We start from the raw sequence: 22,177 nt of genomic DNA, 5'->3' as shown, positions 1-22,177 counted from the left end.
ATGGCCAATTTTATCCCTGAAACGGGACGGATTGAAGAGATTGGAAAGACCGCCATAGAAACCTGGGTTCGGTTTATCTTGATTTAATTTTCTTAAACAACCATCAATCGAATAAATTAAAGTTGAAAATGTTTCCGAAAGAGGCCGCACTTCATGCAAAAAAAGCCGCATCGGGATCAAAGATCCGAATGCGGCTGCTTGCGGCGCTGCTCTCGCGGGTTTCTCGCAGGCACTTCTTGCAGGGCACAAAAAAAGCCCATGACAAAGCGGAGTCCTGCCGGATATCCAACTTGGGCGGCAGGCCGAAAGAGATGTCTTCCGCTGCCTCCCTGGGGTTCTCGTCTTACAGCTTCAGCATGAACTGCACGATGTCGTCATGCAGGCCGGGAAGTCCCTCATGCCCGTAATCCGGGTAGATCTCCACGGACTTGGGCGAGGCGATCTTGTTGTAGGCGGCGAACTGGGTCGACGGCGGGCAGATGGAATCCATCAGGCCGACGCCGAGCAGCACCTCGGCGGTGATGCGAGAGGCGAGATGCTGGATGTCGATGTACCCCAGGCGGGTGAAGATCTCCTCCTGGCGCGCATGCCGGGGATCGAAGCGGCGGAAGTAGCTCCGCAGCTCCTCGTACGCGTCCTTGGCCTGGTCCATCTCCCATACCCGCTGATAGTCGCTCAGGAACGGATAGACCGGAGCGGCGCGCTTGATGCGCGGCTCCAAAGCGGCGCAGGCGATCGTCAGAGCGCCGCCCTGCGACCAGCCGGTTGCGCCGACGCGCTCCGGGTCTACTTCCGGCATGCCCATCGCGATGCCGGCCAGCTGGGCGGTGTCGAGGAAGATGTGCCGGAACAGCAGGTCATCCGGCTCGCCGTCGAGACCGCGGATGATATGCCCTTGCAGCGTGTTGCCCTTCACCCCGCCGACATCCTCCGAGGAGCCTCCTTGCCCGCGGACATCCAGGGAGAAGAAGGAGAAGCCGAGAGCGGCATAACCCAGCTTATCCGTCCAGTCCCCTGAGTGGCCGGAATAGCCATGAAAATGAAGCAGCGCCGGATGCGGCTGCGGGATGTTTTTGGGGCGCACGTATTTGGCATGGATGCGCGCGCCCTTCACCCCGGTGAAATACAGGTCGAAGCATTCCGCATGCGGCACCTGGAAGGCTGCCGGAACCAGCTCCACTTGAGGATCAACCGCTTTCATCTCTGCCAGCGCGCGCTCCCAATAGGCGTCAAAATCGGCCGGACGCGGATTGCGCCCCTCGTATCGGCGCAGCTCCTCGAGCGGCATGTCGAGCATCGGCATCGTCGAAAACCTCTTTCGTTTGGTTAGTTAGGCGGCCAAAACCGTCATTCCTTTCCTTTTATCACGGCATGCAGGACCCGTCAACCCTCGCTGGGCGCCTATCTCCGCCGTTCTCACAGAACCATCATGAAGACGAGCACGATCAGCAGCAGGCTGATCAGCCCGAGCGTGACGGAGACGATCCAGACGAGCAGGACGGGAGAGCGGAACCGCTCCTCGTTGATTCCTCTGCGCTTCTGAAAATAATCCCTGGCAGCCAGCAGCAGGACGACGGCTCCCATGATGACCGAACCGATGCCTCCGGCGGACGCGATGAGACGGCCCGAGCGGCCGAGCACCTCCGTCTGAAGCACGAGTCCCGCGGCAATGAAGCCGAGGCCGATCATGGCGATGCTCGTTCTCACCCAGGCGAGGAAGGTCCGTTCGTTGGCCAGATGCTGCTGGGTGTACTTCGCTTCCTGCTCCATCGTCATCCCTCCTTTCTCCCATCATACCCCGGACATGGGGAGCGCAAAAAGGCCTTCCCGCAGGAAGGCCTTGAAATCCGCCGCTCAGCCGCCTAGTAGCGCTCCAGAATGAGCTGGGTCTTGAGCGAATCCTGGGGCACGAGCCAGCCTCTGCCTTGCCGAACTCCTCCCGAAAGAAGCGCTGGCCGTACAGCATTTGGCGCTAGAGGACGGGACAGCATGTACGTGATGCCGTGCTTGCCGTCCAGACGCCCGTCCGGAGGAAAGACCCGCGCTTCTTCAACCGGCGGAGCTGCCGGCGGATGCAGAGGCTCGCGCCCTTCTGCCTCGGAAGCCACGCCATTCGGCTTCCCCTCGCCGCCAGGCGGAGGCAGGATGTCGTACTGCCCTGGCTGCATGTAACGGTTGCGGATGAGCTTCCATCCATCCAGCGCCAGCTCATCGCTCCATTCCCTGGCCGATAGTTCTCGAATGAATCTCGCCACTCGATCCATCGTTACAGCCCCTTCCGCACATGCAGGGAAGCATGCAGGCAAGTATCCGAATCGGTCCCTGCCATCAGGATGAACTCTCCTTCTTCAACGACCGGACGGAGGGAGCGGTCCAGCAGCCGCAGTTGCTCCGGTCCGGCCGTGAATGACACCGTCCTGCTTTCCCCCGGCTCCAGAACGATGCGCTCGAAGCCCTTCAATTCCTTGGCCGGTCGGGTGACGGAGCTGACTTTGTCGCAGATGTACCATTGCACGACCTCGGCGCCGGCTCGCCCTCCCGTATTGGTCACGGTCACGCTCGCCACGGCCGTTCCATCCGGAGCAATGACCGGGGTCGACAACGTTAGGCCGCTGTATGCGAACGTCGTGTAGCTGAGTCCGTAGCCGAACGGATACCGTGCTTTGCTGTCCATCTCCAAATACCGCTTGCCTCTGCTGCGCTTGCCGTTGTAATAGACAGGCAGCTGTCCGACATGCCTGGGCACGCTCACCGTCAGCTTGCCCGATGGATTGGCGTCGCCGAACAGCAGGTCCGCCAGCGCGCCGCCGCCTTCCTGCCCGGGATACCACGCCTCCAGAATGGCGTCGGCATGCTCGTCTATCCACGGCTCCACGATCGGGCGGCCGTTCATATAGATCACGATCAGCGGCTTGCCCAGCCGCCGCAGCACTTGCGCCAGCTCCAGCTGGACGCCGAGCAGGCCGAGCCCCGCGCGGTCGATTCCTTCCCCGCAGTCCATCTCGCTCCAGTCCCGGTCCGTCACGACCGAAGCTCCGGTGCGCAGGTCGATGGTGCCTTCGCTGAAATCCCGCGCGCTGGAGCCTCCGAGCGCCAGCACGATGGCGTCCGCTTGCCGTGCGCATTCCAGCGCGGCGGGAAAGCCTTCGCGGGCATCCCCTTGAATGCGGCAGCCGGGAGCATGCAGTACCCGCTCTTCAGCGTCCGCTCCCAGCTTGCCCGCAATCCCGTCCAGCAGCGTCGTGACCCGGCCGGGCGGCTGCGGCGACGTATAATCGCCCAGCTGATTGTATACGTTGTGCGCGTTCGGCCCGATGACCGCTATCTTTCCGCCGTCGACGGACAAGGGAAGCGCCGCTCCCTCGTTTTTCAACAGCACGATGCCCTGCCGCGCCAGCTCCCGAGCCAGCTCCGCATGCTCCGGACAGCCGATCACCTGCGCTGCTGCTGCAGGATCGGCATACGGCCGCTCGAACAGGCCCAGCCGGAATTTCGCCTCCAGAATCCGCCCTGCCGCCGCATCCAGCTCTTCTTCCCTCAGCGAGCCGTTCTCGCATGCGGCCAGCAGATGGGTGGCGAACATATACCCGGACATTTCCATGTCTACCCCTGCCTGTATCGACATGACGGAAGCCTGCTCGCCGTCTTCGGCGACATCATGTCCCCGGGCCAGCATATTGATCGCGCCGCAATCCGTAATGACGAACCCCTTGAAGCCCCAATCGCGGCGCAGCACGTCATGCAGCAAATACCGGCTGGACGTGCACGGCTCGCCGTCGATTTCGTTGTAGGCGGTCATGACTGACCATGCCCCGGCTTCTACGGCCTTGCGGAACGGATGCAGGTCGACTTCATGCAGCTCCCTCAGGCCCATCTGGGCCGGGCCTGCGTTGCGTCCGCCCTCGGAATGCCCATAACCCGCAAAATGCTTGAGGGTGGCGATGACGCTGCCGCCGCTGTCCAGGCTCTCCCCCTGCAGCCCCTGGACAGCCGCTTCGGCCAGCTCCCCGATCAGGTACGGGTCTTCTCCGAAGCATTCCTCCGTCCTGCCCCAGCGCGGGTCGCGCACGACATCAAGCACGGGCGAATACGTGGCCGTTCCCCCTTGGGCGCGAGTTTCCAGCGCGACAGCCCGGCACATGTCCCTGTACAGCTCCTTGTTCCAGGCGCTTCCAAGCAGCAGCGGAACCGGAAAAACCGTGGCTCCGATCGCCATATGGCCATGCGAGCACTCCTCACCGAACAGGATGGGGATGCCCAGCCGCGATTGCTCTACCGCATAACGCTGAATATCGTTGACCGCCCTTGCACCCTCCTCCGGCGACAGGCCGGTCTCCAGCGTCACTCCCGTCCAGGGGTCGGCCCGCAGCGTGCCATAGAGCGAGCCGATGCCGCCCTGCCGCACCCGCTGCCGGAACTCGTCGGTCAGCACGACCGTTCCGTCCTCCTTGACGGCATAGGTGTTCCAGCCGAAGAGCTGGATCATTTGCCCGATCTTTTCCTCTGCCGTCATCCGGTTCAGCAGCAACCTTGTCCGCTCCTGCGGATCCAGCGAGGGATTCATGTAATCCATGCCCATATCTCCTTTCTTTGCTAGAAAACAGCAAGGGAAGCCCACCCGAAGGTGAACCTCCCTCTGCTTCCGCGTATTGCCTTTGCCTTGGCTGAGATGTCGGCTGTCACCGGTTTTTTCTGCCTCAGGCTATTGCTTCTCGACAGCCGCCTGATAGATTTCCACGTACTTGGCCAGATTGAGGCCGTCAAAGCCTTTTACATAAGCATCCCAATCCTTGTTCAAATCTTTCTTGCCAATGATGAACTGAGCCATATTCGTCTGCACGTAATCCTTGACGGAGGTTCCGAGCTGGGCGGCGGTTTCCGTGTCCTCCGCGCGGAGGTAGGCGCCGGACGGGTAGAACTCTGCCGGAGCGAACGGCTCGTACAGCTTGGTCGCTTGCGCGAGGCGCGTCTCGTAGCCTTTGGAGCTGAGAGGATCCTGGGAGGACGCGAATTGGTCGCGGAACTCCTTGGACATATCCTTCGGCCCGAGCAGCGACCAGCTGTCGTTGCGGACCGCATTCGGATCCTCGGGAGCGAGGTTGTCGAAGCTGTATTTGGCCGGCTCGCCCCATATATTCAGCTCCCCGCTTTCGGCCTTCTTCCAGCCAATCCCTTCGGTGCCGTATTCGCTGAGGAGAGAGCCTTCCTCAGTGAATGCATAGTCGACCAGCTTGATCGCCGCAATCTGCTGGGCTTCCGATGCTTTATTCGTCAGAGCGAAGGCGAAGTCGGCTACGCCTTGCTGAACGCCGGTGACTTGCACGCCTGCCGGCCCCTTGAGCGGAGCAACCGGCACCCAGTGCTTATGGCGGGTAATCTTGTCGTCTCCAACGTTGACCAGATAGCTGAGCAGCGCCGTCGTGATCGAACCGACGATCTCATCGCCCTCGCGATTGCCGAGCTGGCCGATGGCCTGATCGTTCTGGGTGAACGATGCCGGATCGATCAGCCCTTCGCTGTACAGCTTGTTCATGAAGGCCAGGCCTTCCTTCCATTCCGGCTTGTCCGCCGCGAAGTCGACTTCGCCGTCCTTCATCGTCAGGTACTTGTCGTTGTCGTTCAGAATGAACGCGTTCATGATATAGGCGTCGAAGTTGCCGTTCCAGACCGATTTGTTCGGAGCTCCCGTCAGCGGAATTTCATCCGCCTTGCCGTTACCGTTCGGGTCTTTCGTCTTGAACGCCTTGAGCACGTTGTACAGCTCGTCGGTCGTCGTCGGCAGGGACAGGCCGAGTTTGTCCAGCCACTCCTTGTTCATCCAGTATTTTTCGGAGTAGGTGCAGTGGTAGCACTCGTTGAACCGCGGAATGCCGTAGATGTTTCCGTCTGGAGCGGTCATCGCTTCCTTCAAGTAGGGCTTTTTGTCCATCAGCGCCTTCAGATTGGGAGCATACTGTTCGATCAGGCTGTTGAGCGGAATGAGCACGCCCTGCTTGCTGTACGTGAGCAGATCCGTATTCGAGAATTTCCCCTCCAGGAACGCTTCCGGATAGTCGCCGCTTGCAAGCAGCAGCTGCCTGCGGTCCTTCAGGGCATCCTGCGGAGCCAAATCCCACTTGAGCTTGACGTTGAACTTCTGTTCGACCAGCTTCGTATAGTCATTGTCCTGCAAGGGGGCTTTGCCTTGAACGGCGAAGAAGGTGAGCTCCACCGGAGCAGCGGATTTCGCGTCCCCGGCCTCATTGGTCCCGGCGGCGCTGGTCGAATCCATATTCGAATCGGTGTTCCAGCTGTTCGAGCTGTTCGATCCGCCGGCACAGGCGGTCAGCAGTACGCTGATGATGAGCATGACAAGGACAAGCAGACGCCATCTCTTCTCTTTCAATTTGAACCCTCCCTTTTTATCGTAACCGCATCATATCCGTATCGGACTTCTCCCGGATCGGTCCTGCCGTCCGCACAGCTGCCATCACCTCCACAACAATGTCCACTTTCAGCCCTTCAAGGAACCGACCATCACGCCCTTGGCAAAATGCTTCTGCACGAACGGGTACATGATCAAAACCGGTATGCAGGCGACGACGATAAGGGCGTATTTGAGCGCCTGCTCAAAGCCGTTATCGCGCAGCAGCTTGGAGGTGTTGGCCAGCATGGCCGGGTCGGCGGCGTTCAGGATAAGCAGATTCCTCAAGACGTACTGGAGCGGGAACAAGCTCTCGGACCTCAGATAAATGAGGGCGTCGAAGTACGCATTCCAATGCCCGACCGCGTACATGAGTGTCATGACGGCCAATATAGGCTTGGACAGAGGCAGCACGATGCTCCACAAGTACCGGATGTCCCGGCAGCCGTCCATCTCGGACGCCTCCTGCAGCTCGGACGGAATCGACGTCTGAAAGAATGTCCGGGCGATGATGACCTGGAAGACCGAGAACGCGCCGGGCAGCCATAGCGCCCATCGCGTATCCAGCAGATGGAGCTGCTTTACGAGAAGGTAGGTCGGAATGAGGCCGCCGCTGAAAAACATCGTTATCATCATCAGGATCATGATGAAGCTGCGGCCCGGCATCCGTTTTTGTGCCAGCGGAAACGCGATCAGCACCGTGAACAATACGTTGATGAAGGTTCCGACGACCGTATAAATGATGCTGTTCCAATAGCCGAGCAGCAGCTGAGAGCTCTGGAAAATGGATTGGTAGGCCCGGGTGGAGAAACCCACCGGGAACAGCCACACCTTGCCCGCCGTCACCGCGCTGGCCGAGCTGAAGGAGGAGCTGACGATATAGAGCAGCGGATAAAGGACGGCAATTGCAATTACCGCAAGCACGGTATAGATGACAGTGAGCAGGATGCGGTCGCCGACCGGCTCTTTGATTCTGGCTGCGTTGCGCATAGGCTTCCTCCTTTCTACCACAGGCTGTTGTTCGCTACTTTGCGGGAAACAAAATTGACTGAGACGAGCAGGATGAGATTGATGACCGAATTGAACAAGCCGACTGCGGAGGAGAAGCTGAAGTTGGCCCCGAGCAGGCCGACTTTATACACGTAAGTGGAAATGACTTCGGAAGTGCTGACGTTGAGCGGATTCTGCATCAGATAGATCTTCTCGAATCCGACGCCCATGATGTTGCCGAGGCTCAGGATCAGCATGATGACCGTGATCGGAACGAGTGCCGGCAGGTCGATATGGATGATTTTCTTGATTCTCGATGCGCCGTCCATACGAGCTGCTTCATACAAGGATGGGTCGACGCCTGCCAGCGCGGCGATATAGATGATGGAAGCATAGCCCATCTCCTGCCATACGCCCGACCAGACATAGATGGATTTGAAAAACCCGGGCTCCCCCATGAAGTTCGGGGCCGTCAAGCCGAATAGCTGGAACAGGCGGTCGGCGACGCCGACATGCGGGGACAACATCAGAATGAGAATCGAGACCATGACGACCGTGGAAATGAAGTGAGGGGCGTAAGTGACGAGCTGCACCGTATTTTTGAAATAGCCTGTCCGGACTTCATTCAGCGCAAGCGCCAGCAGGATCGGAACCGGGAAGCCGGCAAGCAGGGAGTACAAGCTGATGATCAAGGTGTTCTTGATCAGGATCGGAAAGCCCGGCGACTGGAATAGAGCTTCGAAATGCTTGAGCCCGACCCACGGACTGCCTAGTATTCCTTTGACTACGTTGTAGTCCTTGAAGGCGATCATGACTCCAAACATGGGAATGTACTTGAATATGATCAGGTAGAGCACCGGAAGCAGGACAAGCAGATAAAGCTCCCAGCTTCGTTTGACTTTGGTCCATGTCTGAGCCATCCGCATTCTCCTTCACGGTTAGAGTCCGAATGGCCGTGCACTCGGCACTCGGCATCCGGTCTTGATAGCTCCACAATACTTCGTCAGGTTACCTGTCATCAATTTATAATTTTCTCCTGATCCCTCCTTTTTCCATGTACACCTTTTTCGCAAAAGGAGGATTATTTCGTTCATGCCTCTCATTATGTAAGGTAAAATAACAAAAGGTTCCTGATTCATGCCCGACACGGCATTTTTCAAGAACCTCATCCATCCTAAAAGCTTCCCTGCTTGCGGTAATCGCTGGGAGAGCGGCCAACTACGTTTTTGAACACCCGATTGAATGAGTTGTAGTTGTTGTATCCTACGGCCAAGCTGATTTCATGCAGAGATTTCTCTTTTTCCAGCAGCATCCGCTTGGCATGGTCCATTCGAAGCCCGATCAGAAAGTCGATGAAATTTTGGCCGAATTCATCCTTGAACAGCTTGCTGATGTTTTTGGCATGCATCGAGAATTTGTGGCTGAAATAATCCAGTGACAAGTCCGGGTTGGAATAATCCGTCTCGATGCAGGAGCGGATCTCCGCCACAACGATCCGTGTTGGCTGGGAATCGCGCAGCTTTCCCATGCTTTCTGCCATTCGTCCTAAACTATCGCTCAGCCCCTCGTCCAATTCTTCCAGCGTCTCCCAGCAGCCGTCCAGCCCAAGCAGCTCCGACTCCGCAGCCTTCCAGACGCTGCGGTGTTCCTTGGAAAGCTCCATGAACACTCTGCCGAACTGCTGATACAAAAACTGCAGCAGGCTTTCGATTTCCTTGCGAGAGCTTACCGAGTCCCTAATCTGCTGGAACAGCTCCTCCAGATATGTCCGCCACTGCGGATTCCCTGCGCGGAACTCATGAGTAAGCAGCTGAATGGTCCCGAAATAATCATGGATCATCGAATCCGCATGATTCAGCTGATCGTAGTCGATGACCTTGCCGATGCCAAGAACGGCCTTGTAAGGCATCAGGCTGGCGGCGATTTCAGCGGAACGGCGGATTTCCTCCAGGCTGCCCGCCATTCCGTGATAGCCCAGCGTAACGCTGAAGCTGAGATTCCCCCTCACCCATGCCACTGCCTGTTCGCTGATCCGTAGCGCCAGCCCCCCATCGTCTTCCTCCGGCAGCCAAACGATGGCAGTGAGCCTGCGCTCGCTCACCCACTCCGTCCAAGCAGCAGCGCCGCTTTGCTGGGCCATTTCCTGCACCATGCTGGATATGACGAACTTGAGCATGGACTGGTCATGCTTGCTGTACATCTCGATGAACTTCGGGTACCGGTCCAACTCGATCACCTGGACAAAGGCATGCGGGCTTGGACACACAAGCCCGTACTTCAACAGCTCGCTTTGCCATTCCGTATCCCGGATTGGAACCGAGCTGTCCAGCGATTCCATGAATCGCTGCTTTTTACGATAGATGAACGTCTCGCTTTGCTGCTGCCTCGTCCTGTTCATCTCTTCCATAAGATGCTCCAGCGAGCTGCGGATGAAGCCCAGCTCATTGCGCTCGCTGCCTTTGACTCCGGCAATGAGGGAGCTGGAGCGGATCAGCGCAACAAGCTGGCTGATGGGCTGGTAGTTGCGCCTGGTGACATGGACAACCCATGCCATTCCGAGAATGGCCACAATAAAGGACAAGAGCACCCATGCTCCGTAAAAATCGAGAGCCCAGCTGGTCACCCCTCTGCTTGCCGGCCCGCTTTGCACTTTCCAGCCTGTGTAGGGGGATGTATAACTGGAAAAAACGCTAGTCGGCCCGGCTCTGTTCCCGCCCAGCAGCTCGGCACCCTGCTTGTCCGTCATCCGCACGAAAGTCAGCTCGGAGTTGTACATCGGAGCGATGGACTCTCGCAGCTTGGACAGGCTGACATTGACGACGATATATCCGCTTTTATGGGTGGAAAAATGAGGATAGGCGCGCACTATGGAAATGACATCCGATGGACGGGACGACGAATAGGCCTTATAGGCCCGCTTGCCCGACCATTTTCCAAGCTCCATGCCCTTCTCTGCGCGAATATAAGAGGACAGGAACGCGGAATCGCTGAACTCCTTCGTCTGCACGGACCCGTCGCCCAGCACGGATGAATCGTTCAGCCTCAAAAAGTAGATGGAATCGACAATCGGATAATTGGCTTTCCAGTCGTCGATCAATTTATAAGCCTCGATGCTTGCATACACGTCGCTGCTCTTGGCGCCGAAATACTCGCTCAGCACGGGAACCGTCAGGATGTCGCGCAGCATGCGGTAATCCATCGTTTTCAAGGAATTGTCGCTGAATCGTATGAGCTGCTGAACCAGAAATTCGTTCGCCCTTATCGCTTCCTCCCGATTTTGCTCATTCAGCGTTTGGAAAAAGCCCACAAACAAAATGGCGATGACGATAAAAAAAGCGGGAAGGTAAGATAACAGAAGTCTACGGAACCAGCTGCTGTTCATATCCATTCCCTCCCCTTCCCCATGCTAGTTCATAAACCGGAAGCAACCCCGCCCTGAGTGTTCATTTGAAAGAAAAGGCAAAGTTTAGAGTGAACGCGAAGTATATGACAAAACATGCCAGACCTGCATCAGCTAGGCGGTAATGCGAAAGACATGAGTGATTGGAGCCGCTCCGCCTTGTTCCGCATCCGGCAGGCGGACCGATATGGCTCCATCCCCGCGGATGAAATCCAGCTTTTCCTCGCTCCCTACGAGCTCGATTGAACCGACTTGGCCGTCATAGGGCAGATAGACATCAGGCTCGACCGGGGTTTCAGCCGATTCGTACAAACGAGTCGCATATACAATTCCGTCCTTGGTGGTGAATGCGCAGGAATTCGTAAAATAAGGCGCGCAGATTCGGGTTCCATACACGGCTTCGCCATAAGTTCTCATCCAGGCCCCCAGCTCCTTCATGCTTTGCAGGGCTCCCTTCGGAAGGCGTCCGTCCGGCTGCGGCCCGACATTCAACGCCAGATTGCCTCCCTTGGCTACAACCTCCATCAAAATATGGACCAGCTCCCGCACGGATTTATAGCGGTCTTCATAGGCAAACGAGAAGGAGGTGCCGATAGTGATGCAGCTCTCCCATGGCACATGGAGGGGGCGGTCCGGAATCGTCTGCTCCGGTGTCACGTAGTTCTCATACATGCCTCCGACGGTCCGGTCGGCCGAAAGCAGCCAAGGCTGCATGAGACGCGCCCGCTCGACGACCTCGCCCAGCCGAATATCCTGAGGAACCTTGCCTCCATCCCGCACCCAGCCCGCATCAAGCCACAAGATATCGATACGGCCGTACCGGGTCATCAGCTCCATGATCTGTTCATGCGTGAATTCGACAAATCGCTCCCATAGCCACGGGTAGTGCTGCGGATCATAGGAAGGACCGCGCCACATATCGTCGGATCTTCTCTCCATGCCCTCTGCCCAGTAGTATGGTGTATTCCAATCCGCCTTGGAGAAGTATGCGGCGATCGCCATTCCTTTGTCGCGGAAGGCGTCGAACACGTTTCGGCAAATATCCGCATAACGGTGGGAATGAAACGGCGTCTTCGATCCGGTTATGCGGTAGTCTGTCGTACAGGTATCCCACATGCAGAATCCGTCATGATGCTTCGTTGTGAAGATCAAGTATTTGAAGCCGGCATCGGCGGCTGCCTCGGCCCAGAATTCCGGCTGCAGACGGATCGGGTTGAAGGTCTTGTTCAGATCGAAATACTCCCGCTTCATCTGCTGGTAATCTCCGGTCCAGTCCACGTCATGCCGCGACCAGTCTCCGTCCTCGTCGCTGAGCGTCCAAGATTCCACCAGTCCCAGCTGTGAATAGGGTCCCCAGTGCATCATCAGAGCAAGCTTCTGATCCTTGAACCACTCGAGCCTCTCCAGCGTAACCGGATTGGTCGGCTGCACCCAGTCGGATTCCTTGCTGAAGTGATGGACCCCTTGTTCAATTTCGTTCATAGGTTCAACAATAGCGTCACTTGCCGCAGCTTCATCCATGTCAGTTAACCTCCCCTTTTCTTATCAGAATAAGAAATAAAAGGGCCGCTACGCAATTCTCTTCATTCTACGACTCCTCTTTTTTCGCCAAATAGGAAAAAAAAGAGCCATTTCACCAGATTCCATTCCTATTTTATCTGCTATGCCCGATTCTCATGTCAACTTCTATCTTCCGATCCCCGGGTTCATCCAGTATACATGCCGCCTCGCTTGTACGGCAGAATGAATTTCATGCATGCATCTCGCGGGTGGCGCGGCAGAGCCCGCACACGCAATCCGAGCTGCGGGACTTCGCGCTGTGCGAGAATCCCGGAACTCTCTGCCGACAATAAATAGACGTGTCCGGCGAATGCCGCCATGGCGGACCGGACACGTCTGTCTATCTGCTATTCCCACCGAAACCGGCAGGCTCCGGCTTGATCCTGGAATCAGCTGCGGTTAAGCTTGCCGATCAATGCCAGCAGCTCTTGCTCGGTGACGGCTCCGCCGCCAAAGGCGAGAACGGACCTCAGAGGCAAGTAGGCGATCATCGCCTGCATCATCTCTCCCATGCCGGACTCCTCGCCGCCCGCTTCTCCAAGGCCGCTCGATTCCTTCATCTTCTGAAGGAGCGGCCCGATTACCGGAAGCGCCTCCGGATCGGCCAGCAGATCCCCTACGGTCGTGTTCAGCGAATACGTTTTGGGAAGCTTGACGGTGGATTCAATGGCGATCTTCCCGGCAAGCCTGACGTCCCGCGACGAGGCTCCGACCTTGATCTCATAATCTCCCGTCGCGGCATGCCAATCGGCAACCGCCGTCTCGTAATAAGCGAAGGCGCGCTTGCCCAGCGTGAACGACAGCGTCTTTGCTTCCCCCGGCTCCAGAGCGACCTTGGCGAATCCTTTGAGCTCCTGCAGAGGCCTGATGACCTTGCTCCGGGGATCGCTCACATAGAGCTGCACGATTTCCCGGCCTGCGGCTGCTCCTGTGTTGCGGACGGTCACGCGCACCTCCACCGTCTCCGTATCCCGGATGGAATCCCGGCCGATCTCCAGATCGCTGTACTCGAATTCCGTGTAGCTGAGTCCGTGCCCGAACGGGAACAGGACATCCATTTCCTTCTTGTCGTAATACCGGTAGCCGACGAACACGCCTTCGCGGTACTCGGTCCGGTCGCCTTCTCCCGGAAAGTTCAGATAGGACGGATTGTCGCTCAGCTTGAGCGGGAATGTCTCCGCCAGCTTGCCGGAAGGATTCGTCCGGCCGAGCAGCAGGTCGGCGATCGCTCCCCCGGCCGCCTGGCCGCCGAGATAAGCCTGGAGCACGGCTTTGACGGAGCTCAGCCAGGGCATGACGACCGGCGAGCCGCTCATCAGCACAACGACGAGATTGTTCTGGACGGCGGCGATCTCCTCTATGAGCTGCAGCTGGTTGTCCGGCAGATTCATATGGCTGCGGTCGTATCCCTCGGATTCATACCGGTCCGGCAAGCCGACGAACAGCACGGCCGTATCCGCAGCTCCCGCGATCCGCCTAGCCTCTGCGGCCAGCCCCGTGTCCGGAGCATCCATGCCGATGCTGTAGCCGGGTGCATAGGCGATCCCGCCCCCTTCTCCGCCGCTCAGCTTCCGCAGCTCCTCGAGCGGGCTGTCGACCCTTGTCGGCACGATGTGGGAGCTGCCGCCGCCTTGAAATCTCGGCGTCTCGGCGAACGCTCCGATGACGGCGAGCTTGCCGCCGCCGCGGAGCGGAAGCGCCCGATCCTCGTTCTTGAGCAGCACCATGCTCTCGGCCGCGACCCGACGCGCCAGGGCATGGTGCTCGCCCCTGTCGTAAGAGGCATCCTCCTTCTTCTGGTCGGCCGCCATGAAAATGATCCTCAGCAGCCGCAGCACGGCGCGGTCCAGAGCTTCCGGGGCAAGCTTGCCGGAGGCAAGCGCCTCCAGCACCTTCTTCTCGCCGAGCCCGCCGCTGGCGGGCATCTCCAGCTCCAGCCCGGCCGCCAGAGCGTCTGCGCGCTCGTTGACCGCTCCCCAATCGGATACGACGAAGCCTTCATGTCCCCATTCATCCTTCAGAATATCCGTCAGCAGCCAGGGGTTCTCCGAGGCATACGTTCCGTTCACTTTATTGTAGGAGCTCATCACCGTCCACGGCTTGCCCTGCTTGACCGCTCCTTCAAAGCTCGCCAGATAGATCTCGCGCAGCGTCCGCTCATCCACGAGCGCATCCGTCGTCATCCGCCGGTGCTCCTGGTTGTTGACGGCGAAATGCTTGAGCGAAGTGCCCACTCCCTGGCTCTGGACGCCTTGGATATGGGATGCCGCGAGCTCGGAGGACAGGCAAGGATCTTCCGAAAAATATTCGAAGTTGCGGCCGTTCAGCGGCGAGCGCTTGATGTTGACGCCCGGTCCGAGCAGGACAGCCACGTTCTCCGCCTGGCATTCCTCGCCGAGCGCGGCGCCGACGCTGTAGATCAGCTCGCGGTCCCATGAGCTGGCCAGCCCCGCCGCCGACGGGAAGCAGGTTGCCGGAACGCTGTTCATCAGGCCGAGATGGTCCGCGCCCTGCGCTTGCTTGCGCAGTCCATGAGGGCCGTCGGTCACCATGATGGACGGGATGCCGAGCCTCTCTACCCCTTTCAAATGCCAGAAATCAAGGCCGCTGCACAGCCCCGCCTTTTCCTCTGCCGTCATCTGATTGACCAGCTCTTCCAGATTCCGCTTCATCGACGTTCCCTCCCGAATTCGCTTTCCCTCATAGTATAGAAAGCGTTTTCTTCGGCTCCTTGTAGGTATTCGTCTTTTTTGGCATGATTTTGACCTGCCGCTCCGGCAGCCTCCGTGCCGTTGCGGTACTTGCCCGGGGTGATTCCCGTCCATTTCCGGAATACCTTGGTGAAATGGCTCTGGTCGCTGAAAGCGAGCCGGGTCGATATTTCCGTAATCGACAGCTCCGTCAGACCGAGCAGCTTCTTGGCTTCCTCCACCCTCATGCTCTGAATGCAGTCCATGACGGTGAAGCCGGTCTCCTTCTTGAACCGCCGCGACAAGTAGCTGGCATTGAGGTTGACCAGCCGGCACAGATCCGTCAGGGAGATGGACTCATAGAGATGCATGAAGATGTAATTCCTGCATCTGGCGATCGGAATGGAGACCGAGCAATCGCGGCTGTCCCGGACCTTGCGCGCGAAATCCGTCATCGCCCCGGCCGTCGCCTTGCGGATATCCCTCGTGCCGACCAGCTCCTCGATATGCTGGATATGCAGATCGCTCATCGTGTAGGCGACCTCGGGATGAAGTCCCCCCTCGACCGCCGCTCTCGCGGCAAGCGCGATGCCGACGATGCCGAGGTTCTTCTCGTGCCGGACCCGGCTTTTCCGGGAAAGGATCCCGATGCCCTGCATCGTCTCCAGGCCGCTGAATTCGGCAGCCAGCTCCTCCGCGCGTCCTTCCTTGACGAGCCGGATCAGCTTTTTTTCGAATGTCAGATCGTGGCGGCTGTCCAAGTCGTACAGGCGGAAGGAAACATCGAGATCCACCCTCCTGTCCAGGCCTGAATTCCATGATGCCGCATAGCCCGCCTTCTGAATATCGGAAGCGGCGATTCGGGTGCCGCAAGCCAAATAATGGATCAGCACGCCGGCTTCGAGAAAACGATCCTTGCCCAGTACGGGCAGGCTTCGGGAATGAAGCCGCATGCTTTTCCTGTCCGGTCCGCCTGCATGCGAGTCGTCATGTAGGCCGTCCCCGCCCGCCTTGATGACGTCGGCTCTACTCCCCCGCTCAGCAGCGTAAAGGACCGGACCGGCAAGGAAGCTGCCCTCGTACGCTTCATCGCCGTGGACGCGGATCTCGATATAATTCAGCCCTTCTTCCGTCTGATGAAGGATGGCTGCGGCCCCGTCCCGGGGTTCGTCTTCCAGCTTCCGCATGGCTCCCGGGACCGGAGGGACGGCCTCGCCCTCAGCGACGCCACGCTCTTCCCAGGCCGGATGCTGCGGCTCGATGAAGCGAACCGCAATGCCGAAGCACCCGTTTATCAACGCAAGCACATCCTCTTTTTTCCTTTCGCTGAGCAGCGACGCCATCTTGCTCCTCCCTTCCATTTGCAGCAAGTCGCAAAAAAAGGCGCCACCACCGCGTTCCCCTTAAGAGAATAGCTATGATGCCGCCTATAAAAAATGGATGCCTGCATGGACGTCTGCGGAAGATGCCCGGCAAATCGCCGGCGGCATCCCGTCATTCGATGTCGAAATCGAAGTATTTGTTGGGGAACGGCTCCTTCTTGAGCGTATAGTGCCACCATTCCTTGCTGTAGGGGTCGAAGCCCTGCTTCTCCATCGCTTTCTTGAGGACGGCCCGGTTAGCCGCTTGGACGGCTCCGATCTGCTTCGTGCCGTGGCTCGAGATTTCCCCGAAAAAATCGAAGGGACTCCCCATGTCGGTCGGCTTGCCTGTTTTCAGGCTGTATGTCGTGAGATCGATCGTGCTTCCTCTGGAATGCCCGGAACGGGAGGAGACGAAGCCAAGCTTGAACACATTGGCCTTGTCCACTTCGGGATAAAAGACTTCCTTCATGGCGGTGTCGTCCGCATCCTTGGACCAGCGCATGAACTGCTGGACAGCCTTGACCGGACGGTAGGCATCGTAGACGAGCAGTCCGAGTCCTTTCGCGGCAAGTTCGTCGCTGACCGCCTTCAGAGCTTTGGCCGCTTGCCCGGACAGGATGGCGTAGGGCGCCTTGTAGCCGTCCAGCCTTCTTCCCACGAAATTGTAGTCGGTGTAATACCGGATATCGGACTTGACCGTCGGGATGATTTCATCCAAGTAAACGAAGCCCTCCGGCAGCCGATGCTTTTTCTCTGCCACTGGCTTCACTCCTTGCTTGGCGGGCGCGTCCTTGCCGGCAGGAGCGGAAGGCAGCGGGCCGGCAATCGAAGGCTGCGGCGCGCCCGAAGCAGCCGGAGCAGCGGTCCCCGCCGGAGCCGTCGTCTGCGCCGCTGCTGCATAACGGCCGGCTTCGCCTGCTCCGCTCTCCAGCTCCGCAAGGCTTGCGCCGCCCGAATTGACGGCATCGGCCGGACCGGCGCAAGCTGTCAGCTGGATGGCCAGACATGCGGCCGGCAAGCAGGCCAGCAGCTTCTTTCCTTTCGAGTGCATGGAGTCCCTCCTCCTCTTCAAGCCCGGAATGACGCCCGTTTGCGCGCTTTTCTCGCCAAATACATCTATACCGATTGTATACGACTCTGTCGAAAATGTAACTAGGAAGAAGGAGCGTCCAAATCCGCTCATGCAGCGCTCTTCCTGGCGATTGAGGTCATTAAGCCGTTCGGAAACGGAACCAAAGGAAAATTATCTGCGTTTCTACTGCTGATATCCGATCTGTATCTTAATAATGAAAATGATTCCAGCTGCCAGGGACGGAGATCGATAGCGAAAATCCCATTATTATAATCCGGCTCTCACGCAAGCTTGGCTCCTGCCTCCGCAAGCCCTATACTAGTCGAAAGGATTGCAATCAAGGAGAGATGCCGCATGCCGGATGAAGAATGGGATACACGGGTCGCGCAGCTATGGAGCTCCGCCGGCTCCTTGAGCGGAGAGGAACTCGTCGCCGCCATGGAGCGCCTCGCCTCCGAGCTTCCGGAAGACAGCCCCGAGGCTGCCTTCGAACGTGCCGCCTCCCTGGAGCAGGCCGGACAATCCGACCTGGCCTTGCCGTTGTACCGGCGCGCCTTGTCCAGAGGACTGAAGGGAGAGCGCAGAAGAACCGCCGTCATCCAGCTGGCCAGCTTGCTGCGCGGCATCGGCGCGCTTCCGGAGGCAATCGCCTTGCTTTCCACGGAACAGCGGCGGAGCTCCGATCATCTGGACGGCGCCGTTCAAGCTTTCCTGGCCATCTGCCTAGCCGACGCCGGAGAGGAGCGCCAGGCGGCATCGATCGCGCTCGCCGCGCTCGCCGGCCATCTGCCCCGGTATCGGGAGAAGATAGAGTCATGCGCCAAGGAACTGCTGAAAGGCTGATCCGCACATACGAACTCCTCCGCCATGAAGATCAGCTGATCGGCATGGGCCGGATCATCGGCGACGGCGGCTGCTTCTTCCAAATCGTCGACATCGCGGTCGAACCGGCTTATCAAGGACAGGGGCTGGGCAAGCTCATCATGGCTCATCTGACGGAGTACCTGGACAGCCATGCGCCAAAAGGCTCTTACATAAGCCTGATCGCCGATGTTCCGGCCGACCGGCTGTACAAGCAATACGGCTTTGACTACACCGGACCCGAGGCCGTCGGCATGTATAAGAAATACTCGCTGTAACGTGGATGAAGGCTCGTACTCAGCCCCATACCGAACCCCCGCTGCCTGGCGCGCTCATCACCCATGGCAGCGGGGGTTTATGCCTTCCCTATTCTTGCCCTTGCCCCGCGAAGGATTGCGATCCGCTCTTCCTCAAGATGATGCTTGCCGGCTCCGAACGGGGATTAGAACCTATTGATTAGGGATGCATACACTAGGATAAATGGCCTAAGGGAGTGACAGAGATGAACCAGCTTGCTCAAATCGAAGAAGCTAAAAACACCCTGATCGGCAGATTGTTTACACTGGGGGGATCTGTTCTTTTCTTTATCGGATCACTGATTATCGCTATTCTGTCTTACAAAACGTATCAAGACCTTCTTCCTCAAGCTTGATCTGACCCTTGCCTGTTCCGGATACCCCTCATTCGCGACCGATTCATAGCTGTTTAAGTCCCTCTCCGACCCTTGAGGGCTTTTATTGGTTTAGAACCGCGCTGAATCTCCATATGAAAAAGCAGCCCCTCTATCGAGCCGATTAGAGGGGCTGCTGCACTTCATGAACGGGATAAGCGCTTGACGGCGACAATCGCCGAGCTTCGTTCATCGTGCCCTATTTCCGAGGAAATAAAATCACGATGGTTCAGCCAGAATCCACGCACCGGGTCCGGCTTGCCTATCCATTCCTGGAGCCGTAGATGCATCGGCGTCCCCGACATAAGCGACCTTGGAGCCGTCGATGCCGAGCCGCTCCGAGACCAGCTTCACGTTGCCGACGGAGAATTGGGAGAACAGGTAAGCGCCGACCTCCGAGCTCCGGATCCCGTTGCTGTCCATCAGCTCACGCATCGAATCCACTCTCCGATTCTATAAATCTTCTCTGTAAAGGCGACTAGGCGTTCCATTTCGCGGCTTGCGCCGGAGCAAGCTCATGCAGGCCTCCGATGGAGGCCGCGATCGCCAGACCGGCAACCCGCGCAATCTTATCGCTGCTGATACGATTGCCCGCCTGGACGGCAGCTGTGCAGAAGGCAGGCAGGATGGGAGTTCGCCGGTTCGGATTCCTCCCTTTTGCAAGCATTCGCTGCAATGTCGATTGTACCTAACCGATATAGAGTTGAGAAGATGAAGATGTGGAATGGGTCTGGCTGCCTTCGCCAGCCTTGTTTGTTTTCCTTGACCGCATATCTTCATCCACATCACCTGCTTATCACTGCTGCGGCGCTGCAGGTCAATCGCATCCCGTACGACGGCACATCAAGAAAGGAATCGAATCCACCGATGTCTTACTCTCTTCGATCTATTTTCGCTGTCTTGCTCGCAGCTGTCATTATTTTGCTGACCGGAGCGCTGAGCTGGTCGATCGGCAGCAAAACAACCGTTGAAATTGAATCCCAGATCGGCCAATCCTTATCGGAAACCTCCTATCAGATGGCGGATAAATTGGATTCCTTCATGTGGTCCCGCTCGGGCGAGCTGGATGTGCTGAGCAAGCTGGAAGCTTTGCAGCATCCCGGCTCTGCGGATCAGATCCGCGCATTGCTGGATCAGCTGAAGTTGAGCCTACCTTCATTTACGTGGGTAGGCTATATGGACCCGAAAGGAACGGTCATCGCTTCCACCGACGGGATTTTGACGGGCAGCAACATCGCTCAGCGTCCTGTATTTCAGGAAGGGATACAAGGTAAATTCATCGGCGATGTCCATGAGGCGGTCCTGCTGGGCAAGCTTCTTCCGAATCCGACTGGAGAGCCGATGCAGTTCGTCGATATCAGCCTGCCGATCTACGACAAGGCCTTGAACGTCAAAGGAGTGCTTGCCGCCCATCTCAGCTGGGCTTGGGCGCGCGAGATCGAAGCTTCTATTTTGCAGCCCATGAAAGAGCACAAAGAAAATGCGGATATTCTGGTCGTAAGCCAGAACAACGGTACGGTTCTCATCGGCCCTTCCGCCATGGTGGGCAAGCCGCTTGTCCTGGACAGCTTGTCGAAAGCCCAAGCCGGCAAGAACGGCTATTCGATGGAGCGCTGGAGCGACGGCAAAACCTATTTGACGGGTTACGCGCTTGGAGACGGGTATCAGAACTACAAGGGACTTGGCTGGACCGTCATCGTCAGGCAGCCGATTGACATCGCATTCGCTCCCGTAGATGGCATCCGGCATTTCATTATTGGGATCGGGGTTATAACCGCTCTCTTGTTTGCGATCGCAGGCTGGTTCACAGCCGGCATGGCCGCCCGTCCGTTAAGACGGATCACGGATGCCGCCGAGCGCCTGCTCCGGGGCGAGCATTCGGCCATCCCGATCCACAAAGGAATCCGCGACATCGAAATTCTGTCGAAAACCCTCCATCACCTGGTCATGGACCTGACGAAGACCGAGCTGGCGCTGGATGAGATGGAAAATCAGGCCCATCAGGACAAGCTTACGGGACTCCCCAACCGCCGCGCGCTGGATTCGTATCTGGACCACGCGCTCGCCGCTGCCCGCAGCGGCAAGGTTCTGACTTTTCTCTACATGGATTTGGACGGCTTCAAATCCGTCAACGACGAGTACGGCCATCAAGTGGGCGATCGGCTCCTGCAGCTGACGGCGGCTAGAATACGATCCTGCATGCGCGCTGGAGAGCTTGCGGTCCGCCTGGGAGGCGACGAGTTCCTGGCCGTGTTCTATACCTCCGCAAGCGATTCCGAAGCTGGCGGCACAGCGCTGGCGAACCGGATCATCCAGGCCATCAATGAACCCTTGGCGATTGAAGGCCATTCCATTGGAATCGGCTGCAGCGTAGGCGCAGCCCGATGGCCGGATGACGACCCGGATCCGATCTCGGTCATCCGCAAAGCCGACGAGGCTTTGTATCGCTCGAAGCGCGAAGGCAAGAACAGGGTGACCTTCGCGGGCAAGGATGCCTAGCCTTTTGAAAACGGACAGAAGCCGCATACCGATCGGTATGCGGCTTCTCTATGTTTCCGTCCTGCGGCCGAACTCCATGCTGAATAGATGGAGAAGCAGGATCATGCATCCTTTAAACTATTAATTGCCGAAGAATTGATCTTTGTCTCTTCCCGAAACTGTAATGGTTTGATAGGAAGAGCTCGGAACGAGCTTGAATTAATTCTCGTTTACTTTTACGGCGGTAGCGGCTACGGAAGCCGCATTTAGCTGATAATTCAGATCGCTGACCTGATCATCGGCTTGCTCTGTTCCCTGGCTTGTGTGGCATATACGGTCGCGAAAACAAAAGTGGTCAACACTTTACTTGTAAGAGTCTCAGGTCAGCAATAGCCGCCTCTGCTTCCGTCAATCGGGTGATATCCCCTACCAGCGTCTTCTGAGTTGCAAATAAAGCATCGTAAGCCGTACGGGCTTGAATATCGGCCAGAGTGACAGCTACTTTTGCTGACAAAGCGGCAATTTGCGCTTTCACCAGATTAGCCGCTGCTTGGTCCGCTGCTGCTTGCGCTTCCAGCGCAACGATAGCCGCCTGCTTCCGTCAGGCGGGTGATCTCCTACAAGCGTCTTCTGGGTTGCAGATAAAAGCTTCAAAACCCATACGAGTTTGGGCTACAGCTGCTTTGTTC

At 57.8% G+C, this 22,177-nt stretch carries 18 protein-coding genes; 4 read left to right on the top strand and 14 right to left on the bottom strand.

Annotated elements, in window-relative coordinates:
* Window positions 1–343: 343 nt before the first annotated feature.
* The 12 genes from AC06G8_RS04720 to AC06G8_RS04665 all read right to left on the bottom strand — a co-directional run bounded on the left by AC06G8_RS04720 (window position 344) and on the right by AC06G8_RS04665 (window position 17,458).
* Window positions 344–1,303 carry an alpha/beta fold hydrolase gene (locus AC06G8_RS04720; RefSeq protein ID WP_480284551.1) on the bottom strand — a complete coding sequence of 320 codons (960 nt, stop codon included), beginning with the start codon at window positions 1,301–1,303 and terminating at the stop codon, window positions 344–346.
* 113 nt (window positions 1,304–1,416) lie between these two features.
* On the bottom strand, window positions 1,417–1,770 hold the full coding sequence (locus tag AC06G8_RS04715) for a YidH family protein (RefSeq protein WP_480284550.1): 354 nt from the start codon (window positions 1,768–1,770) through the stop codon (window positions 1,417–1,419).
* A gap of 92 nt (window positions 1,771–1,862) precedes the next feature.
* On the bottom strand, window positions 1,863–2,264 hold the full coding sequence (locus tag AC06G8_RS04710) for a hypothetical protein (protein ID WP_480284549.1): 402 nt from the start codon (window positions 2,262–2,264) through the stop codon (window positions 1,863–1,865).
* Window positions 2,265–2,266: 2 nt separating this feature from the next.
* Window positions 2,267–4,573 carry a glycoside hydrolase family 3 N-terminal domain-containing protein gene (locus tag AC06G8_RS04705; protein ID WP_480284548.1) on the bottom strand — a complete coding sequence of 769 codons (2,307 nt, stop codon included), beginning with the start codon at window positions 4,571–4,573 and terminating at the stop codon, window positions 2,267–2,269.
* A gap of 129 nt (window positions 4,574–4,702) precedes the next feature.
* Window positions 4,703–6,385 (bottom strand): type 2 periplasmic-binding domain-containing protein, encoded by a 1,683-nt coding sequence (locus AC06G8_RS04700; RefSeq protein WP_480284547.1) that lies wholly within the window; start codon window positions 6,383–6,385, stop codon window positions 4,703–4,705.
* A 108-nt stretch (window positions 6,386–6,493) separates the two neighbouring features.
* The gene (locus AC06G8_RS04695; RefSeq protein ID WP_480284546.1) at window positions 6,494–7,393 is read right to left on the bottom strand and encodes a carbohydrate ABC transporter permease; all 900 of its coding nucleotides are present in this window, start codon (window positions 7,391–7,393) and stop codon (window positions 6,494–6,496) included.
* A gap of 14 nt (window positions 7,394–7,407) precedes the next feature.
* Entirely contained in the window at window positions 7,408–8,313 is a 906-nt protein-coding gene (locus AC06G8_RS04690) for an ABC transporter permease (RefSeq protein WP_480284545.1), read from the bottom strand.
* Window positions 8,314–8,567: 254 nt separating this feature from the next.
* On the bottom strand, window positions 8,568–10,775 hold the full coding sequence (locus tag AC06G8_RS04685; protein WP_480284544.1) for an AraC family transcriptional regulator: 2,208 nt from the start codon (window positions 10,773–10,775) through the stop codon (window positions 8,568–8,570).
* Window positions 10,776–10,907: 132 nt separating this feature from the next.
* A complete protein-coding gene (locus tag AC06G8_RS04680) occupies window positions 10,908–12,314 on the bottom strand; it encodes an alpha-L-fucosidase (RefSeq protein WP_480284543.1) in 1,407 nt (468 codons plus the stop codon).
* 428 nt (window positions 12,315–12,742) lie between these two features.
* Window positions 12,743–15,025 (bottom strand): glycoside hydrolase family 3 C-terminal domain-containing protein, encoded by a 2,283-nt coding sequence (locus AC06G8_RS04675; RefSeq protein ID WP_480284542.1) that lies wholly within the window; start codon window positions 15,023–15,025, stop codon window positions 12,743–12,745.
* Window positions 15,022–16,386 (bottom strand): helix-turn-helix domain-containing protein, encoded by a 1,365-nt coding sequence (locus AC06G8_RS04670; protein WP_480284541.1) that lies wholly within the window; start codon window positions 16,384–16,386, stop codon window positions 15,022–15,024. Before AC06G8_RS04670 ends, AC06G8_RS04675 begins: the two co-directional genes overlap by 4 nt.
* A gap of 151 nt (window positions 16,387–16,537) precedes the next feature.
* Entirely contained in the window at window positions 16,538–17,458 is a 921-nt protein-coding gene (locus AC06G8_RS04665; RefSeq protein WP_480284540.1) for a M15 family metallopeptidase, read from the bottom strand.
* A 375-nt stretch (window positions 17,459–17,833) separates the two neighbouring features.
* Between AC06G8_RS04665 and AC06G8_RS04660 the strand changes: the two genes are divergently transcribed.
* From AC06G8_RS04660 to AC06G8_RS04650, 3 genes are all read left to right on the top strand, one after another.
* The gene (locus AC06G8_RS04660) at window positions 17,834–18,322 is read left to right on the top strand and encodes a tetratricopeptide repeat protein (RefSeq protein ID WP_480284539.1); all 489 of its coding nucleotides are present in this window, start codon (window positions 17,834–17,836) and stop codon (window positions 18,320–18,322) included.
* Window positions 18,295–18,618, top strand: coding sequence for a GNAT family N-acetyltransferase (locus AC06G8_RS04655; protein WP_480284538.1), 324 nt, complete (start codon window positions 18,295–18,297; stop codon window positions 18,616–18,618). The genes AC06G8_RS04660 and AC06G8_RS04655 overlap by 28 nt, the downstream gene beginning before the upstream one ends.
* A 224-nt stretch (window positions 18,619–18,842) precedes the next feature.
* On the top strand, window positions 18,843–18,992 hold the full coding sequence (locus tag AC06G8_RS04650) for a hypothetical protein (RefSeq protein WP_480284537.1): 150 nt from the start codon (window positions 18,843–18,845) through the stop codon (window positions 18,990–18,992).
* A gap of 237 nt (window positions 18,993–19,229) precedes the next feature.
* On the opposite strand, the gene AC06G8_RS04645 is transcribed toward AC06G8_RS04650, so the two are convergent.
* On the bottom strand, window positions 19,230–19,445 hold the full coding sequence (locus AC06G8_RS04645; RefSeq protein WP_480284536.1) for a hypothetical protein: 216 nt from the start codon (window positions 19,443–19,445) through the stop codon (window positions 19,230–19,232).
* Window positions 19,446–19,877: 432 nt separating this feature from the next.
* Here AC06G8_RS04645 and AC06G8_RS04640 point away from each other — a divergent pair, with 432 nt between their 5' ends.
* Window positions 19,878–21,509: a diguanylate cyclase domain-containing protein gene (locus AC06G8_RS04640; RefSeq protein ID WP_480284535.1), complete on the top strand. Its 1,632-nt coding sequence runs from the start codon at window positions 19,878–19,880 to the stop codon at window positions 21,507–21,509.
* Between the two features lie 334 nt (window positions 21,510–21,843).
* On the opposite strand, the gene AC06G8_RS04635 is transcribed toward AC06G8_RS04640, so the two are convergent.
* Complete coding sequence (locus tag AC06G8_RS04635) at window positions 21,844–22,023, bottom strand: hypothetical protein (protein ID WP_480284534.1); 180 nt, start codon at window positions 22,021–22,023, stop codon at window positions 21,844–21,846.
* Between the last annotated feature and the right edge of the window lie 154 nt (window positions 22,024–22,177).

This window comes from Paenibacillus sp. SJS-P3 (assembly GCF_056711585.1).
Note: the sequence above shows the minus strand (reverse complement) of the source record. Positions and strands in the feature narration are given on the sequence as shown.

Excerpts from the sequence above, each read along its gene's own strand:
- AC06G8_RS04720 (WP_480284551.1), bottom strand. The coding sequence starts at position 1,303 with ATGCCGATGCTCGACATGCCGCTCGAGGAGCTGCGCCGATACGAGGGG.
- AC06G8_RS04715 (WP_480284550.1), bottom strand. The coding sequence starts at position 1,770 with ATGGAGCAGGAAGCGAAGTACACCCAGCAGCATCTGGCCAACGAACGG.
- AC06G8_RS04710 (WP_480284549.1), bottom strand. The coding sequence starts at position 2,264 with ATGGATCGAGTGGCGAGATTCATTCGAGAACTATCGGCCAGGGAATGG.
- AC06G8_RS04705 (WP_480284548.1), bottom strand. The coding sequence starts at position 4,573 with ATGGATTACATGAATCCCTCGCTGGATCCGCAGGAGCGGACAAGGTTG.
- AC06G8_RS04695 (WP_480284546.1), bottom strand. The coding sequence starts at position 7,393 with ATGCGCAACGCAGCCAGAATCAAAGAGCCGGTCGGCGACCGCATCCTG.
- AC06G8_RS04690 (WP_480284545.1), bottom strand. The coding sequence starts at position 8,313 with ATGGCTCAGACATGGACCAAAGTCAAACGAAGCTGGGAGCTTTATCTG.
- AC06G8_RS04685 (WP_480284544.1), bottom strand. The coding sequence starts at position 10,775 with ATGAACAGCAGCTGGTTCCGTAGACTTCTGTTATCTTACCTTCCCGCT.
- AC06G8_RS04680 (WP_480284543.1), bottom strand. The coding sequence starts at position 12,314 with ATGGATGAAGCTGCGGCAAGTGACGCTATTGTTGAACCTATGAACGAA.
- AC06G8_RS04675 (WP_480284542.1), bottom strand. The coding sequence starts at position 15,025 with ATGAAGCGGAATCTGGAAGAGCTGGTCAATCAGATGACGGCAGAGGAA.
- AC06G8_RS04670 (WP_480284541.1), bottom strand. The coding sequence starts at position 16,386 with ATGGCGTCGCTGCTCAGCGAAAGGAAAAAAGAGGATGTGCTTGCGTTG.
- AC06G8_RS04665 (WP_480284540.1), bottom strand. The coding sequence starts at position 17,458 with ATGCACTCGAAAGGAAAGAAGCTGCTGGCCTGCTTGCCGGCCGCATGT.
- AC06G8_RS04660 (WP_480284539.1), top strand. The coding sequence starts at position 17,834 with ATGCCGGATGAAGAATGGGATACACGGGTCGCGCAGCTATGGAGCTCC.
- AC06G8_RS04655 (WP_480284538.1), top strand. The coding sequence starts at position 18,295 with ATGCGCCAAGGAACTGCTGAAAGGCTGATCCGCACATACGAACTCCTC.
- AC06G8_RS04650 (WP_480284537.1), top strand. The coding sequence starts at position 18,843 with ATGAACCAGCTTGCTCAAATCGAAGAAGCTAAAAACACCCTGATCGGC.
- AC06G8_RS04645 (WP_480284536.1), bottom strand. The coding sequence starts at position 19,445 with ATGCGTGAGCTGATGGACAGCAACGGGATCCGGAGCTCGGAGGTCGGC.
- AC06G8_RS04640 (WP_480284535.1), top strand. The coding sequence starts at position 19,878 with ATGTCTTACTCTCTTCGATCTATTTTCGCTGTCTTGCTCGCAGCTGTC.